This window comes from Actinomycetota bacterium (assembly GCA_030650795.1).
Classification (GTDB): Bacteria; Actinomycetota; Actinomycetes; order S36-B12; family S36-B12; genus UBA11398.
In genome coordinates this window covers 41,115-55,770 of record JAUSDJ010000002.1, presented here as the reverse complement: position 1 = coordinate 55,770, position 14,656 = coordinate 41,115, and the positions used below count along the sequence as shown (strand labels likewise).

The 14,656-nt window shown below is 58.8% G+C and carries 10 protein-coding genes; 5 read left to right on the top strand and 5 right to left on the bottom strand.

The window, feature by feature from the left end:
* Nucleotides 1-6 precede the first annotated feature (6 nt).
* Nucleotides 7-2,217: a pentapeptide repeat-containing protein gene (locus Q7L55_00250; GenBank protein ID MDO8730999.1), complete on the bottom strand. Its 2,211-nt coding sequence runs from the start codon at nucleotides 2,215-2,217 to the stop codon at nucleotides 7-9.
* Nucleotides 2,218-2,223: 6 nt separating this feature from the next.
* Here Q7L55_00250 and Q7L55_00245 point away from each other — a divergent pair, with 6 nt between their 5' ends.
* Together Q7L55_00245 and Q7L55_00240 are read left to right on the top strand one after the other, a co-directional pair.
* Nucleotides 2,224-4,284: a hypothetical protein gene (locus Q7L55_00245; GenBank protein ID MDO8730998.1), complete on the top strand. Its 2,061-nt coding sequence runs from the start codon at nucleotides 2,224-2,226 to the stop codon at nucleotides 4,282-4,284.
* Between the two features lie 69 nt (nucleotides 4,285-4,353).
* Nucleotides 4,354-5,097: an RsiV family protein gene (locus Q7L55_00240; protein MDO8730997.1), complete on the top strand. Its 744-nt coding sequence runs from the start codon at nucleotides 4,354-4,356 to the stop codon at nucleotides 5,095-5,097.
* A 39-nt stretch (nucleotides 5,098-5,136) separates the two neighbouring features.
* Here Q7L55_00240 and Q7L55_00235 read toward each other — a convergent pair whose 3' ends face one another.
* The gene (locus Q7L55_00235) at nucleotides 5,137-5,985 is read right to left on the bottom strand and encodes a bifunctional 5,10-methylenetetrahydrofolate dehydrogenase/5,10-methenyltetrahydrofolate cyclohydrolase (protein MDO8730996.1); all 849 of its coding nucleotides are present in this window, start codon (nucleotides 5,983-5,985) and stop codon (nucleotides 5,137-5,139) included.
* Nucleotides 5,986-6,155: 170 nt separating this feature from the next.
* On the opposite strand from Q7L55_00235, the gene Q7L55_00230 reads away from it, so the two are divergent.
* Complete coding sequence (locus tag Q7L55_00230; protein ID MDO8730995.1) at nucleotides 6,156-6,689, top strand: N-acetyltransferase family protein; 534 nt, start codon at nucleotides 6,156-6,158, stop codon at nucleotides 6,687-6,689.
* Between the two features lie 23 nt (nucleotides 6,690-6,712).
* Here the strand turns inward: Q7L55_00230 and Q7L55_00225 are convergent, their stop codons facing one another.
* Together Q7L55_00225 and Q7L55_00220 are read right to left on the bottom strand one after the other, a co-directional pair.
* On the bottom strand, nucleotides 6,713-8,614 hold the full coding sequence (locus Q7L55_00225) for a hypothetical protein (protein MDO8730994.1): 1,902 nt from the start codon (nucleotides 8,612-8,614) through the stop codon (nucleotides 6,713-6,715).
* 118 nt (nucleotides 8,615-8,732) lie between these two features.
* Complete coding sequence (locus Q7L55_00220; protein ID MDO8730993.1) at nucleotides 8,733-9,221, bottom strand: hypothetical protein; 489 nt, start codon at nucleotides 9,219-9,221, stop codon at nucleotides 8,733-8,735.
* Nucleotides 9,222-10,076: 855 nt separating this feature from the next.
* On the opposite strand from Q7L55_00220, the gene Q7L55_00215 reads away from it, so the two are divergent.
* Nucleotides 10,077-13,193: a hypothetical protein gene (locus tag Q7L55_00215; GenBank protein ID MDO8730992.1), complete on the top strand. Its 3,117-nt coding sequence runs from the start codon at nucleotides 10,077-10,079 to the stop codon at nucleotides 13,191-13,193.
* Nucleotides 13,194-13,328: 135 nt separating this feature from the next.
* Here Q7L55_00215 and Q7L55_00210 read toward each other — a convergent pair whose 3' ends face one another.
* Complete coding sequence (locus Q7L55_00210; GenBank protein ID MDO8730991.1) at nucleotides 13,329-13,604, bottom strand: hypothetical protein; 276 nt, start codon at nucleotides 13,602-13,604, stop codon at nucleotides 13,329-13,331.
* Between the two features lie 118 nt (nucleotides 13,605-13,722).
* Here Q7L55_00210 and Q7L55_00205 point away from each other — a divergent pair, with 118 nt between their 5' ends.
* Nucleotides 13,723-14,568 carry a hypothetical protein gene (locus Q7L55_00205; GenBank protein ID MDO8730990.1) on the top strand — a complete coding sequence of 282 codons (846 nt, stop codon included), beginning with the start codon at nucleotides 13,723-13,725 and terminating at the stop codon, nucleotides 14,566-14,568.
* Nucleotides 14,569-14,656 lie beyond the last annotated feature (88 nt).

The window sequence follows — 14,656 nt, the reverse complement described above, 5'->3', positions numbered from 1 at the left end:
ATGGCATTAACGCGGGCAATCGCGGTCGCCGCTGGTGCCGTACTTGGCATCTGGCAGCGTCGTGCTGCACAGAGTCGCCCACTGCCACGGATTCTGGCCGCTCTCGTCTCCGATCCAGATTGACTTGGTCATGTCCGCACCAACCAGGTTGGCCAGGAAAAGTGAAGGATTGAGTTGAGTGGCATCGACGAAATCCAATTTCGCATTCAGTAGATCGGCGTAGGCCATGTCCTGGTGGATGAACGTGGCCTTGGTGAAGACCGCTCCCCGCAAAGACGCTGCAGTAAATGGGCTGTCACTGATCTTCGCGTTGCTGAAGTCGGCACCGTCGAGATTGCGAGCCCACATTTTGCTGCCATTGAGAAAGCCGCCGCTCAGGTCCAGCTTCGGTGCCCACGCGTTGAACATCCCGATGTTGGCGAAGTACGCGCCAGCTGCATCCAGGCTGCCCAGATGTGCACCGTCCCAGGTCAGCGCTGCGATTGAACTGCGGCGCATGGTCGCGCCGGAGAGGTCAACCATGCGCATGAAGCGTCCGTTCAGCGCAGCAAGGTCCAGCATCGCGCCAGATAGATCGCAGTAGTCCAGGGCGTCGACAGAGTCAGCGGTCAAGGCAACGCGCGAGCAGTCGTATTTGCCCACCTGTCCCAGGCCTGGGCCTTTTTGCAGTACGTCGACGGTGACAAAGCTGCGTCGTGATTTGGCAGCTGTCGGGGAGGGCGGCTCATGTTGGGTCGCGGTCAGCACGACACGGTTGCCCTTGGTCATGGCCGCGCGGAGCCTGGCGTCCTTGATCGTGACGGTGTACTGGGTGGTCTTGCCAATCCCGTTGAACGTCTGCTTGTCAAGCACGGTGGCCACACCGCTGGTGCCATCGACGGCAATCAGACGCAGATCTCCAGTGTCCATCCCGGCATCGGCGTATTGACTGTCCCAGCTGATACGCGCAGCCACCGTGTTGCTGTCGTCATCGACAACGAGACTGTCCTGATCGATCGTGACGTACGGATCGCTCTGCCCCTGATCAGGTCTGGGAAATGGCAGATGATTGCTCTCAACTGCAGTGCGGCAGTCGCGAGAGGCAGCAAGTTGCGAACCGGAAGGCATCACCGTTCGGCAAAGGACAGTCCACTGAAGTTGATCGTCGCGCAAGCTTGCGCCTGTCAGGGTCGCGTCCTGGAAGTCAGCGAAGTCCAGCTTCGACTCCCCGAACTTGGCGCCGGTCAGATTGGCCTGGTGAAAGCTTGCGCCTCTGCCGATGCTCTGCCAGGTGGCCCCTTGCAGAGCAGTGCCATCCAGGCGCGCTCGTTCGATGGAGATGCCAAGGAACACGGTGTTGCGCAGATCCGAGCCGGTGAATCTGGTGCGATAGAAGTTGGCGCCCGAGTCTTCACCCTTGGCGTCGCTGGTCGCGCCCACGGCCACGACTTCGACAGCATCAGTGCCTGCCAGCGAGAGATTGTCGAGCTTGGCCTTGCTGAGATCCATGCCGTTGATTCGGCCGCCGGCGATGCTGACCCCGCTGAAATCCGCGCCGACACCGGTCGCGCCAGTGAGGTCGGCTCGAATCATGCAGGTGGCTTCGCCAACGCCCGTGCAGTCATGGCTTTCAGCGTCGTGAATCGACACCAGTGCCTTGTCGAAGTAGGCGCCCACCAGATCGCAGTTCTTCAGCATGGCCCCGGGAACGACGGGGATGGCGGAGCAGTCCTGCCTGCCAATGTTCGGCTGGGGCGATCCGAAGGGCTGCACTTCGGCGACGGTCACATAAGTACGTGGGGAACGAACATCTGTGGATCCCTGCGCATGCTGGCTCGCGGTCAGCACCACCCGATTGCCTCTGTGCATTGCTGCCACGAGCTCCCTGCCGACCTTGATCGTCACTGGCGTCGTCTGCGCGGTGGAGATATCCAAACTCTGCTTGCCGAGCAGAGTCGGCAGATGGCCGTGCTCGCTGACAGCAAGCAGGCGCAAGTCGCCTCTGGTCATGCCGAATCGACTGACGCCATCTGCATTCCAGTTCACTCGAGCCGTGACGACTGCTCCATCGTCACCTCGCGTGACGTTGATGTTGCCAACGCGCACAAGTGGATCTGTCGCTTGCGCAGTCGCCGCTGGTAGCGCTGGCACAAAGGAAGATGCGAGCGAAATGAGCGCTATGCTCCCGACAATCCAACGGCGCGGCCGCACTGCGCGTCCTACGAGGGAGCGGGTCACTTCGACATGTTACCGATCCTCGAGCGCAAGAGCGCACTTCGCAAAATCACCGCGCTGGCCAGCATTGCCTTGGTTATCGCACTCCTTCCGTTCATCGGCACAGCCGAAGCACTCAACGCAAAGCCGGTGCCGGTCACTAGTGGTTGGAGTTGGACGAACTACGGTCCAGAGCTCAAGGCTGTCGCCTGCTCGCAGCCCAGCACGTGTGTGGCTGTTGGGCAAGGAGGAGCAGTGCTGCGCTCCCCCGGCACTGCGACCGTGCCACTGGCGTGGACCTTTGTTGACTTGAAGAAGGATCCTGAACATCCGGCCAACCCTGTTGATCTGGTTGGTGTCAGCTGCTCGAACACCAGTTGTCTTGCCGTTTCAGCGCCACTGAGTCCGACGATCTCCTACGGCTCATGGGTCTACCGCAGCACTGACGCCGGCGTGACGTGGGCAGCAGTGACGCAACTGCCACCGGTCGGCGCTCGCAAGACGATGTTCGGATCCGCAATCGCCTGTTCACCAGACAAAGCGGCAACAGCAGACAACCGCAACTGCTACGTCGTTGGCAACGCCGGTGGCGTGTGGCGATCAACCGATGATGGCCGTACGTGGGCTGGCCTTGCGCTCCCGGCCACGGCAAGCACCGCTGGTTTCAGCAAGGTGGCCTGCGCCAGCACAAGTGCCTGCGTTGCAGTTGGCGGCGATGAATTGCCGTCCAGTGCCATGCTCAATGGCAACACGGTGACCTTGCTGACCACTCCCATTGGCATCAACCAGAATTTCGCAGCCTTGGCCTGCGACAACCCCTCCCGATGCGTGGCCACAGGCGGCCAGGGCGACTACACGATCCTGACGATCAATGACTCCCCCACGTGGAGCACTGCGCTGAAGTTCCGCAGGAGCCCGCTGCCACCTGTGGCCAAGGTCGTCTCGGTGTCCTGCCCGGCAGTGAACTACTGCGTCGGCATCAATGGCGATGGCAATGTGCTGCAGACCACTGCTCTTGGCCAGCCAAACAACTACTGGCTCATGCGGCCCGTGCAGCCGAGCATTGCCACGCTGGCCTGCGTCACGAGCTTCTGCGTCGGCGTCGGGAAGATGGCAGCCTGGTACTCCAGCATCGACTCCGGCGCTGACTTCGATCGCGTGAATGAAGTGGCGAAGTTCGACCTGGCCGTATGCACCACAACCCTGAGTCCGACCTGCATCGCTGGCGGCGAGATGAACCTCGGGCGTTCGATCACCGGCGGCACCCTGTGGTCGCTGCCGATCGCAGATCGCGGTGCGCTAAATACGAAGGAGATTCGCTGCCAGTCCTCCCTGTCGTGCCAGATCTTCGGACAGACCGAGACTCTCGCAACGGACGACATGACCGTGTTCCGTCCACGATTCGGACCTGTGCAGTCTGCGGCCGGTGCCGACGCCGTCAGCTGCGTCACCGACACCCTCTGCGTCTCGCCAAAGGAATCCGTCGTCTTCACAACCTTCGACGGCGGCATCACGGAGTGGAGCTCCAATCAGATGCCGAAGGTTCGTCCAACAAGCATCACCTGCCTTGCCGGCAAGACCGATCCGGTGACCTGCTTTGAGCCCGACAAGTACAACATCCTGATGGGCACCATGACCAAGGACGCCCAAGGATTGCCGCATTGGCAGTGGCACTACACCAACGCCGACTCCGATCAGGTCATCAATGCCATAGCCTGCAGCCCAGACGGCGCGCAGTGTGTCGCCGCAGGGGCCGCAGGCGCGGTCCTGGTGACCACACCCGGCGACTTGAACAACTGGACGCAGATGACTCTGCCGGTTGACACCCCGGTCGGATCGCTTCCGGTCTACAACTCGGCCACCTGCCCGGTGAACGGCTTCTGCATGATCGGCGGCCTGCAGGGCAAGCAGACGATCGTGACGTCAACCGTGGACAATTTCGCGAGCTACTCCTACGACAAGATCGGCGACATCCGAGACCAGCCAGGAGTCAAGGGCTTTGGCTGCGAAAGCGTCAATCGATGCGTCGCAGTGGGCAGCACAGTCCTCCTGGGCCTGCGCAACCCGCCGGTAACACCGCCTGCGAAGTAGCCAAGGGCGCACGCAAACACGCGCGCGACCAAGCACTGCAGGCTAAGAACCCCGACATACAGTTGCCGCATGCGCCGCGCCCAATTCCTTGCCTCTGCAGCATCAACTGCGCTCCTGCTCGCCATCACAGCGACTTCAGCAACTGCCGAAACGCCAGCACCCACGACCTCCCCAGGCCCGAGCAGTTCAGCGAGCGCGCCGGCTGCCAGCCCCGCCACACTCACAGTGGTGAAGCACAAGAAGAAGGTCACTGGCTTCACCAAGTTCACCTACCAGACCGGCAAGGTGAGCGGGATCGACCCGAAGGCAGCGGCGAAGATCAACAAGGTGATCGCGCAGGACGTGAACCGCACGATGCTCGATTCGATGCATGCCAAGAACTACATGTGCTCGATGGGCCTGAAGGACTGCGGCTACTTCGTCCAGACCTTGCAGGCTCCAGCCTGCAAGGCGGGCAATGTCTGCATCACGGCGCCGTCATCACTGCTGCCCCAAGGTTCGAACACCGGCTACTCCTGGGTCGACACCTGGGTCTTCGATGCGAGCACCGGCGCCAAGAAGCAACTCAAGGAATTCGTGACCACAAGCCAGGAAGCCTCATTCCTCACGGCAGTCAAGGCAGGCATCACGGCGCAGCTGGCCAAGGGCGGCATCACCAACGACCCGAACTGGAAGCCATTTGTGAAGATGAAAGACGTCTACGAATGGCTCCCAAGCGCTGATGGCCTCCACATCTACTTCGCCAAGTACGACGTGGCACCAGGCTCATTCGGTGTCGTCAGTGTTGACGTGCCGTGGAGCGCATTCCAATAGGCATTCGCAGACTGCGTGTCGGGGACGACTCCGGCGCGGCTACCGAGCTCCTGCTCGGCTTCGCGCTGCCTCCAATGTCTGTTCCAGCAGCACAGCAATCGTCATTGGCCCGACTCCGCCAGGAACGGGTGTGATGAGCCGTGCCCGCTCCCGCGCAGAGGCGAATTCAACATCGCCGACGTTGCCTGCGTTGTAGCCCGCATCGATCACCACCGCTCCTGGCTTGATCCAATCCCCGCGGATGAGTTCGGCACGGCCTACCGCAGCGATCACTACATCAGCCCGCCTGACGGCATCAGCGAGATCCTCGGTGCGCGAGTGGCAGAAGGTCACCGTGGCATCGCGAGCCAGCAGCATCATGCCCACAGGTCGACCCAGGATCGGGCTTCGACCGACGACAACCGCTTCAGCGCCTGGGAGTTCAACGCCGTATGCGTCAAGAAGCCGCATGATTCCACCGGGAGTCGCGGACTTGAACCCACGCTCCCCAAACGACATCTGAGCGAAGGACGTGCGCGTGACTCCGTCGACGTCCTTGCTCGGATGGATGGCCTCGAAGGCGACCCGCTCGTCGATCTGCGACGGCACTGGGTGCTGCAGCAATATTCCATCGATGGATGCATCCGCCGACAGCGCATCCAGGACTGCAACGAGCTCCGCTGTACTCGTTGACTCAGAAAGATCGATCCGCCTTGATTCGATGCCAACCTGGTGCGAACGATTGACCTTCATCCGCACGTAGACATGCGAAGAGGGATCATCACCGACGAGCACTGTGGCAAGACATGGTCGACGTCCCGTCGTACCCAGGAAGTCCGCGACTTCCTCAGTGACACGCTCCAAGGTTTCTGCTGCCAGTGCCACGCCATCCATCAGTTGTGCTGCCATTTCATCCTCCGCTCAATGCGGAGAACGCCCAGGCGGACGACGCTCTCGACTTCACTCCTCGGTAGTTCTCTACCTTCGCCAGTCGTGTCCCACCATCGTAGAGAAGATTGGCCTTCAAGCACCCCAGGCAAACCGCAAACGGCTCAGAAGATCACTCCTAGGCTTGTCCCATGACCGAGTCAGTGGCTGACCTCAGGCCTGCGACAGAGGCCGATAGCGCGGCCTGTGCAGGAATCTATGAGCACTACGTGCGCACGACACCGATCACATTCGAGATCGAACCTCCGACAACCGAGGAGATAGCCGAGCGAATTCGTGCTGCCAACAAGACTTACGCCTGGCTCGTACTAGAACAAGACGGACAGGTGATCGGATACGCGTACGCAACTGCCTATGCCAGCCGCGCCGCCTATCAGTGGAGTTGCGAAACCAGCGTCTATCTCGACAAGGACTTCCGCGGAAAAGGTGGGGGCAGACGCCTCTACACCGCGCTACTGGACCGACTCACTCAACGCGGATTCCGTCAAGCGATCGCGAGCATCACCACGCCCAACGAGCCAAGCCGAAGGCTTCATCAGGCATTCGGGTTCCAGGAAATCGGCACGTTCAAGGACATCGGTTGGAAACTTGGTGCCTGGCACGACGTGCTTCGCATGCAGAAGCCGCTGACAACCGGAACACATCCGCCAACAGAACTCAGGTAGACAACAACTGACGAGCGAGCGAACTACGCCTCGGCGATCAGCACCAGAACATCGCCAGGCGCGTAGGAGACCACGGCGTCCTTCGGCGGGTTCAGGCGAATGCCATTGCCAACTGCCAAGGGATCACCAAGAGCCGATGCCGCGCGATAGCCAATCGGCACCACTCCCCACTCGCGAGCCGTCTTGATGACGTCGGCGAACGAGTAGGAACCAAATGGCAGGTATCGCTCAACGGGATGCATCACCACCACAGAACCATCTGAGTCAAACAAATCGGAGAACACATCACGCAGATGCGGACTCTCCGAAAGCTGAGCCATCAGCAAGCCGATCAGGCGTTGGCTGACGATGAAATCGTTGTTGTCGCTGTCGCCACCCAACTCAACATCATTGGGATCCATCAGCTCAGCCACGATGTTCTGTGACGCACCAGCCCCAGCGGAGAAACGCCGGACGTGCATCAAGGCCAGCAACGTGCGCGCATCAGCCTCATCAGCAGAGAAGGCGCCACGCTCTGACAGCAACATGATGTGATCAAACGGTCCCTGTGCAAGAACACGCTCAACGACAGACCCAGCTATCGGATCGCCATCGTGAATAATCAACGACTGCTGCGAAAGCAGCATCGAAGCACGAACCAGTTCCGCAGGAACCAAGGTCTGATCGACCAGCACATGCAGCTCAGAACTGAAGGCAACATGCCCCTCGATCTCTTGTGCGATCAACGGTGCCAGATCACTCCAGCCCACCAGCAAAGTCCGCTCCACTGACTTCGACATCGGGGCCATCTCGCGCACCTCAGTCTGCAGCCAGTCAATCGGCGCAAGATCCAAGGAAAAGACCGAGTCGTCCTCAGCAATGCCAATCACAAAGTCACCAGCAGCCAACACCGTTAAGGGCGAAGGATTCAAGGTCGTAATACCCGCAGCAGTCCGCAGGCCAATGATCGTGCCTCGCGAGGAGCCAAGGAGCACCTCACCGAAGCGGCGACCAAGCCACTGACCAGAAACAGGAATGCTGTAGAGCTCGTCGCCCTCGAAATCCAAGAACTCCTGATAGATCGCCCCAAGACCAGATGCGCGAGAAACTTGAGCCCCAATTCGAGCGATGATGTCGCGCGGAGTTACCGTGATCAACGAAGAGCCAACAGCAAGAGAAAGTGCCTCAGCCGTATCGGCATCCTCCAGCTCAGCAACAACAGTCAGCGCAGCAAAGTCAGGTACGCAGCGCGACAGTGCCAACACCGTCTTCACGACCTGAGCATCGGTGCCATCAGCCGCGCGCAGCACGATCACGGATTTCGCAGCCCCAGGATTGCCCTGCTGAAGATCAGTAATACGTGTCGTAACACCTGACCGAACGACCAACCGAGAAGTCTTCAAATCCGTAACAGAAGCCTTGATGTCCTCAGTGACCTGCACGGTGTCTTCTGTCGTCAGCACCACGATCGCCTTGCCACGCTCGCTGGCGTTCGCCTCAACCAGCTCGGACACAATCGGATTCAACTTGTCAGAAAGCCCAATGATCAGCGTGTGACCAGTCTCAACCACCAGTGAGCGTCCGCGGCGCAGAGTCTCAACCCGAGAGTCGATCGCCGACGAGACCAAACCGATAATTGTGGCCGCGATGAAGATGCCAATCAGCGTGACGATGACCATGACTATTCGGAATCGGATGCCGGTGTCACCAGACATCGTGCCCGGATCCAATGAACGGGTCAGGGCGAACCAGAAGGCCTCCGGAAGAGTCGTGCTTTCATCATCAGGCCCGAGGTGCAGCACTGTCAGCAGCAAGGCCATGAGGATGAAGAAGCCGGATGCGATCAGCCCCATCCACAAAAGGACAGCCCAGATGCCACGCGACAGCGTGTTGTCGAAGCGGTAGCGGATGCGTTGCTTGAGGGTGAAGTGCTGAGATTTGGCCACGGCGAACGGTATCGCGAAGTGCCTCCGAGTTTTCGCAGGGAATCGATAGATCCAAGACTCAAGACTTGTCCTCAACTATACGTTCACACCAATACTCGAAGCGACTATCCGATCACAATTATGGAAAGCATCGGAAAGCAAGTTCGATGTTCGCGCCCGCCGTGAGGCTCCCTGCGCATTCAAATGCCTCTGCCCCTTGTGAAGGCGGGAAGATCCACGCCCAACCAAGGAAGCTACCAACGAAGCAACCGAGCGCGACAGCGCCGAACAGAGCAAGACCGACGAACCAAACTTTGCCTGAAGGAAAATATGCAGCCCAAGCCATTCCTCGCCAATCCTTGCGCTGACTGCGGACTCGATCACGCCTTTGCTTAAATTCAAGTCCATGCACAGCATCAATCGGGTACTTTTCTTCTCCGGCTATGACTATTTGAGGCAACCACGGGGCAAATTTCTTCTCAAATGCAGCCAGGAAATGAGCATCAGTCACTTCGGATAAGCGTTGACGAGCTAGCAAATTGAGGCCCATAAGGCTCATAAGAACTGCGAGGAGAGCCGCGGCTCGCCGCGGCCAAACGTCGTAAGAAGAAGACAGGGCGATAGTCATTAGGAAAGCTTGCGCTGCGATGCTGAGAGCAGGCACTTGCCAGAGCAAGTGGTCCCATTGAAGCCGTCTGGCGGCAACGACGTTGTATATGGACCATGCACTCGCGTCGGCGGGGATTTCGACTTGACTGCTCTCCTCTGACACAAACTGCATTATGACAGTGGTCTGTACTTTGACTTCAGATTTTGTTCGAGGAGTACCGCTCTGGTTGCGAATCGGTGAGATGCGGTGATTATTTGGTGCGAATGCGGTCTATCGCCTGATGGCAATAAGTGCGCCATCGGATCAGGCGTCCGATTGGAGCGTCTTCGATTGGAAATCTTTGCGAGGCCCACGACCTTATTGAACTGAGTCGTCACACGTATGTGTTGGAATTGCCCGTGAGGAGGTCGGTTGCCGCATATGTCATCTGGAGTCGGTGGGAACGGGATTGACTTGGTAGTTGCAGGAGCGAGTTTGCAGCTATTGCCGCAGAACGCCCACTGGCTTCCGCTCTTGGATTTGGTTGCCTCAGACGGTTTCGACATGCCTTGGACGGATGGGCAGGGCGAAAGTTCGTCGAGCCGAATTAGAGCAGCCGTACGCAGTCATTCCGAATCGCATCAATTCGCCGCCGCCGCGGACCCAGCTGAGGTTCTCTTCGTTCAAGAGCTGGGCTTTCATGGGGGCGGACATCTTGTACTGCAGAGCGCTTCAAGCGCGGTGGCACACAGCACGCAGATAATGATCGACGCGGTCTTCAATCCAGACTTCGCCGGATTTCCCACAGAATTCCATGTCAAAGCAAGAATTCTGACGAACGCCATGTTGACTCTTAGCAACGAAGCGTGCACACGAGCAGGCTTAAGAAGGGGAATGTCGCCACCCTCAGGGCCAGGACCAACTCTTTCCGTTCCTGGGCTGGCTGGTCGTCGCAAGTTGCGGGATGCGATCACATTTAGTTTGCAGGACTTGGGCCAACTTCTTGGGAGCGATGCAATTCCTGCTGTGCGCTTCCTGTCGGCGCAAGCAGTCGACTTTGAACAGTTGGACGATCACAGCAAATTGTGTCTGCCGCTCAGATTCCCATTTGTTGCTCGTGAAGATGGCCTCTTCCTCCTAAGCCCAGGAAGCATGGCGGAGTCTCTCATTCACCACATGGTCTTGCTCGCGGCCTCGGAAGGCTGCCTTGATCTTCTTCAGGAGCGAATGCACTATGAGTCCGAGAGGAACGCGCGCCGATGCCTGCACTCCATGGGCGCACGACAGGTCGGCGATGGTGCGGTTGTTGTTGAGGGTTGTGTTACTGCGTCACAATTCATGCTGGATGACCATCTTCTTACAGATTTAGTCGTCGTAACTCCAAGGCTAGAAACTGACAGCCTCTTCGATCCCGAAGCGAATATTGATTGCTCGGTCCTCGAGTCTTCGATCGAAGCCTGGCTGACGCAACGCCAGAGTTCACGCGTACCCATGACGATCCTGGCGGTGGAATGGATGAACCGCTATGGATTCTTCGGTCTGGCGGACGGTGGGCAATTGGAAGCCCAACTGGTACTGACTCTCGAAGAACTCGATGTGCTTTCATGCCTGCTCCAGCATGACCCGAGACGCTTCTGGCATTTTGCTCAGGCCGACCAAAGGCTCAGCGAGACTGCTCACGTTATTTCATTCAGTGCACTAGCGCGATTCGGGATGTTTTCCGATTTTGATGACACGTTCTACTTGGGGGACGGTAGTGCGCCGACTGCTGTCTTTGTACAAGGGGACTATGCACTGCCTCTGCGAGCCAGACTTGGAAACGCGAGAGATCGTCACCTAGTTGAAGATCCTTCGAGGTCGACGTACGTATCCATTGCGAAGTTGCACCCGGGCGACTGGCCGATTTATGTCACTGATGCCGGCGCGGGTCGCGTGGCCCTCGTTTTGGAGCTCTCGTCGCTCAATGTTTGGTTTCCCATTGACACGGATACTCCACAGGAAGTTTGGACGATTGAATTCCACATCAAAGAAGCGCTTGCGTATTGGCTCTGGCAGATCAGTCTCGTAGAGCCCGCGCTGTTGGCGTTCCTGGACAACGAAGCGCACGCAGTAGAGATAGCAGTCAGTCTCGGGGATCCCGACGAATGGCTGACGCTCGACAGCGAAGAGGAACCTCCCGGCGATCCTGTGAACTGGATGAGTATCGAGGGGGCCGACTCAGGCAAATTTCACGCCTCGTTCAGCCCCCTGGGCAAATTCCTCCTGCTTCGAGGCGGCAATGAAGCAGATCGGCAAATGGTTGAATCTCTCCTGGGGCTGCTCGCTGCGGAACTTGCCGAGCAAGTACGTCAAGCAGTTCTTGAGCGAATTGCTCCCGTTGGCCCTAAGAGGATGCTTCATGCATGGTCTTTGAAGGAAGGTCCCCATCCGCCTGAGGATCTGATGCGCCCGCGGCGTGTGGCTCCGGCCGCAACCGACCAACAGCTTGAGAGTCTTGTTCCGTGGCTTGCCGAAAGGTACCCGCCTGGCCCTATTCCGCCGTCTGAACGAACTACAGTTCTCAATCAAGTAGTCATGTTTTACAGTGATCGGCTCGCTGAGGAACTCGACCAGTTTGATGCGATGGATCTTGTGGAAAAGCTCCTCAAGAACAACGAGGCTCTCATCTTTGGGCGACTCGGTGATTGGCGACTGCTGCCTTCATCCGTGGCCTGCTTTGGTGCCGACTCAGGTCGCGTTGAGGAGCTAGTCGTAGATATGCGGGAGTACGCCACGGCCGGCGTCTGTGGCCGGTTCCTCGTCGAGAGAATTACTGCGCGCCCTAGTGCGGGGACGCGAATTGCGTCGACAGATGATTTTGATCGGCTCATGGCCATCGCCCGGGAGATATTTTCTCGTGGAAGTCTTTCCGACGCGATTCATTCGGGTCTTTCGCAAGTGGACATCTCTGTCCTCCCGTCGGGTCGCCTGGGAGTAGGCCGAAATGACCGTTTCGCCAGGAGTCATGATGAGCGCGCTCACGCCCTGGCCCAGGAGCTTATGTACGAAGATAACTTTGGAGATGCACTCGGCAATACCCCCAGGCCATCACAGATGGATGAGCTTGACAACGCATATGCGGCAGAGTTCTGCTTCAGCGCGAGCGAACTGGCAGGTGGACTCGGCGTATTGCTGGACATCGGAATAGAAGGCGCGGACTCCGGCGTCTCGCGAAGGCTTGAGAGTGAAGTCCGCATGGAGTTGAGCAGTCGGCTCGGGTGGTCTTCGCTTACGTCCGATGCATTTTTTGATCGACTGACACTCCAGGTGCAAACGATGCCTGACACCGCGCGCGCTAATGGCCCTTGGAGGTATAACCGCGATCGTTCCCTGGCTCGTCGACCAATAGCGCAACTTTGCGATCCTGACGGGCGCGAGGTGCTCCTGTGGGGCCTTCGTAGCATTTATGACTCTGCAGGCTTCTTATATCAACTGATTGTCACCGGACGCTACCAAGCCACTTCTCCCGAGATGCAGCAGCTCATGGGGAGGTTAGCGAATACTGAATCGAGAGACTTGGAAGGCAGGATCGCCACTCTCATAACTGTGTCAACAGGTGCTGAGGCCCGAGTTCGAGTCCGAAGAGTGGATGGACGTTTGTTGGTTGGACCAAACGGCCAAGAGCTTGGGGATATCGACGTTCTCGCCGCTCTGGCGGATCGCAAAATAGTTCTTGTCTGCGAAGCGAAAGGACTGAATACCGGCCGTACTCCTGCTGAACTCGCGCATGAGGTGGACAGCCTGCTGGTAGGTGACGATGCGGCCGTGCCGCGTATCGAATCGCGAGCCAAGTGGTTGCGATCACACCTCAGCTCGACGCTCTCACATCTTGGCATTGCAGGATCTTCCTCAGGTTGGCGTGTGGTGCCAGTAGTTGTGACCAGTGACGAATTGATCGCCCCGCGCATTGTCGATTCCAACACGCCGATCATTCCTCTTGGAGATCTCGACTCTTGGCTATTGGAGCTCTGAGAGGTCACTTTGCCATTTGGGAATCGCGCGTCGAAAGTCCTCACCTATGTGTGATGTCCGGAGCGGCATTCAGAGAGGACCGCGTCTTCGGTGCTTGCTCCGATATCCAATCGGATCAGTAGTCCGAAGGCGAGTTCAGGCTGAGGTCGTCAACCACCGAGCGTAGGAACGCAGGGTCTGCGCGTGCGACGCATCGAACTCTTCGAGTTGCTCGTCCGAGGGGAAGTCCATGCCCTGCTCCCGACGTGCTCGACGGTTCGTACTCCACGTCCAATGCTGCTGGGGCGTTGGACGCATCGCTGTTGCACCACTGGAGCTGACGGTGAACCACACAGAAAGTCGAAGCTGACAAACGGGCGACATGTCGTCGCGTTGCGCGCGTGGCCGATCTGCAAGCGTCCGCACAGCCACTGCAGTTGCGAGGTCGCCTCCAGGGGCTCCGACTTACCTTTCAAGCATGCGGTTAGATGAAGCGGCAAGTCGTGCCCGCGCCGAAGGGAGCGTTTGTGAACCGCATTGTGGGGGTCGGGTGACCAGCACCGACGGATTCCGGGCAATTACCTTCAACGACATCCTCCGGGCAGGGGGGATCGAAACGGATGTCTCGAGAGTGAAGCTCTTGCGTCATATCGAGACGCGCAATCGCATCGACGTCCACGACGTCTGGCGCTACCGGCGCGAGCTGTTCGAGGCCTGGCAGAGCCGACAATTGGACGACTTCTTCAACGCAGTGGATTACGTTGCCTCGTTCGTCGTGAGTCGCACAGGCGAGACGGTGTTCGTGGGCCTCTACGCGGTTGGTGGCAGCTGGACCAAGGTGGTGGCCGGGACCCCCGACCCCATGACAGGCACGCCGGCGGACCCCCGGGTGGTGCTGCGCGAACTCACTCGAGTGCCGAATTTCGACGTTTACGCGGACCGGCTCGTCGTCCAATGGTTCCGTGGAGGGAAAGCCCCGGGCTGGTGGCAGTGGGCACATCGCAATGCCAAGCCGGTGCTGGAGATTGCCACCCAGCAGGAGGCACCATTTCCCGGCTGGCTCGCGTTCCAACATCCAGTCGACGAGCTAGACAACCTGCCAATCGGCTGGAGGCAGACGCTTCGTTCGACTTCAGGAATCTACCTGTTGACAGACGCGAAGGGAATGCACTACGTCGGCTCCGCCAAGGGCGGGGACGGTCTACTCGGTCGTTGGCAGGCCTACCGGGGTGGCCGGTCCGGCGGAAACCTCGGCCTCAGGGGGGCAACAGGCCCCTACACAGTTTCAGTTCTGCAGACCGTAGATCCCGCGATGTCCGATGAGACGATTGAGCGCATCGAATCGCTCTGGAAGAACAAGCTCGGAGCGCGCACTGTCGGCCACAATCTGAATTAGGCCGCTTAGGTTCCGACGTTGGAGGGTGCCGAGCTGATCGCACTTCTCGAGGCCGAGGACACGCTGAGGCGTTACGCAAATCAGACCC

Excerpts from the sequence above, each read along its gene's own strand:
- Q7L55_00245 (MDO8730998.1), top strand. The coding sequence starts at position 2,224 with ATGTTACCGATCCTCGAGCGCAAGAGCGCACTTCGCAAAATCACCGCG.
- Q7L55_00240 (MDO8730997.1), top strand. The coding sequence starts at position 4,354 with ATGCGCCGCGCCCAATTCCTTGCCTCTGCAGCATCAACTGCGCTCCTG.
- Q7L55_00235 (MDO8730996.1), bottom strand. The coding sequence starts at position 5,985 with ATGGCAGCACAACTGATGGATGGCGTGGCACTGGCAGCAGAAACCTTG.
- Q7L55_00230 (MDO8730995.1), top strand. The coding sequence starts at position 6,156 with ATGACCGAGTCAGTGGCTGACCTCAGGCCTGCGACAGAGGCCGATAGC.
- Q7L55_00220 (MDO8730993.1), bottom strand. The coding sequence starts at position 9,221 with ATGACTATCGCCCTGTCTTCTTCTTACGACGTTTGGCCGCGGCGAGCC.
- Q7L55_00215 (MDO8730992.1), top strand. The coding sequence starts at position 10,077 with ATGTCGCCACCCTCAGGGCCAGGACCAACTCTTTCCGTTCCTGGGCTG.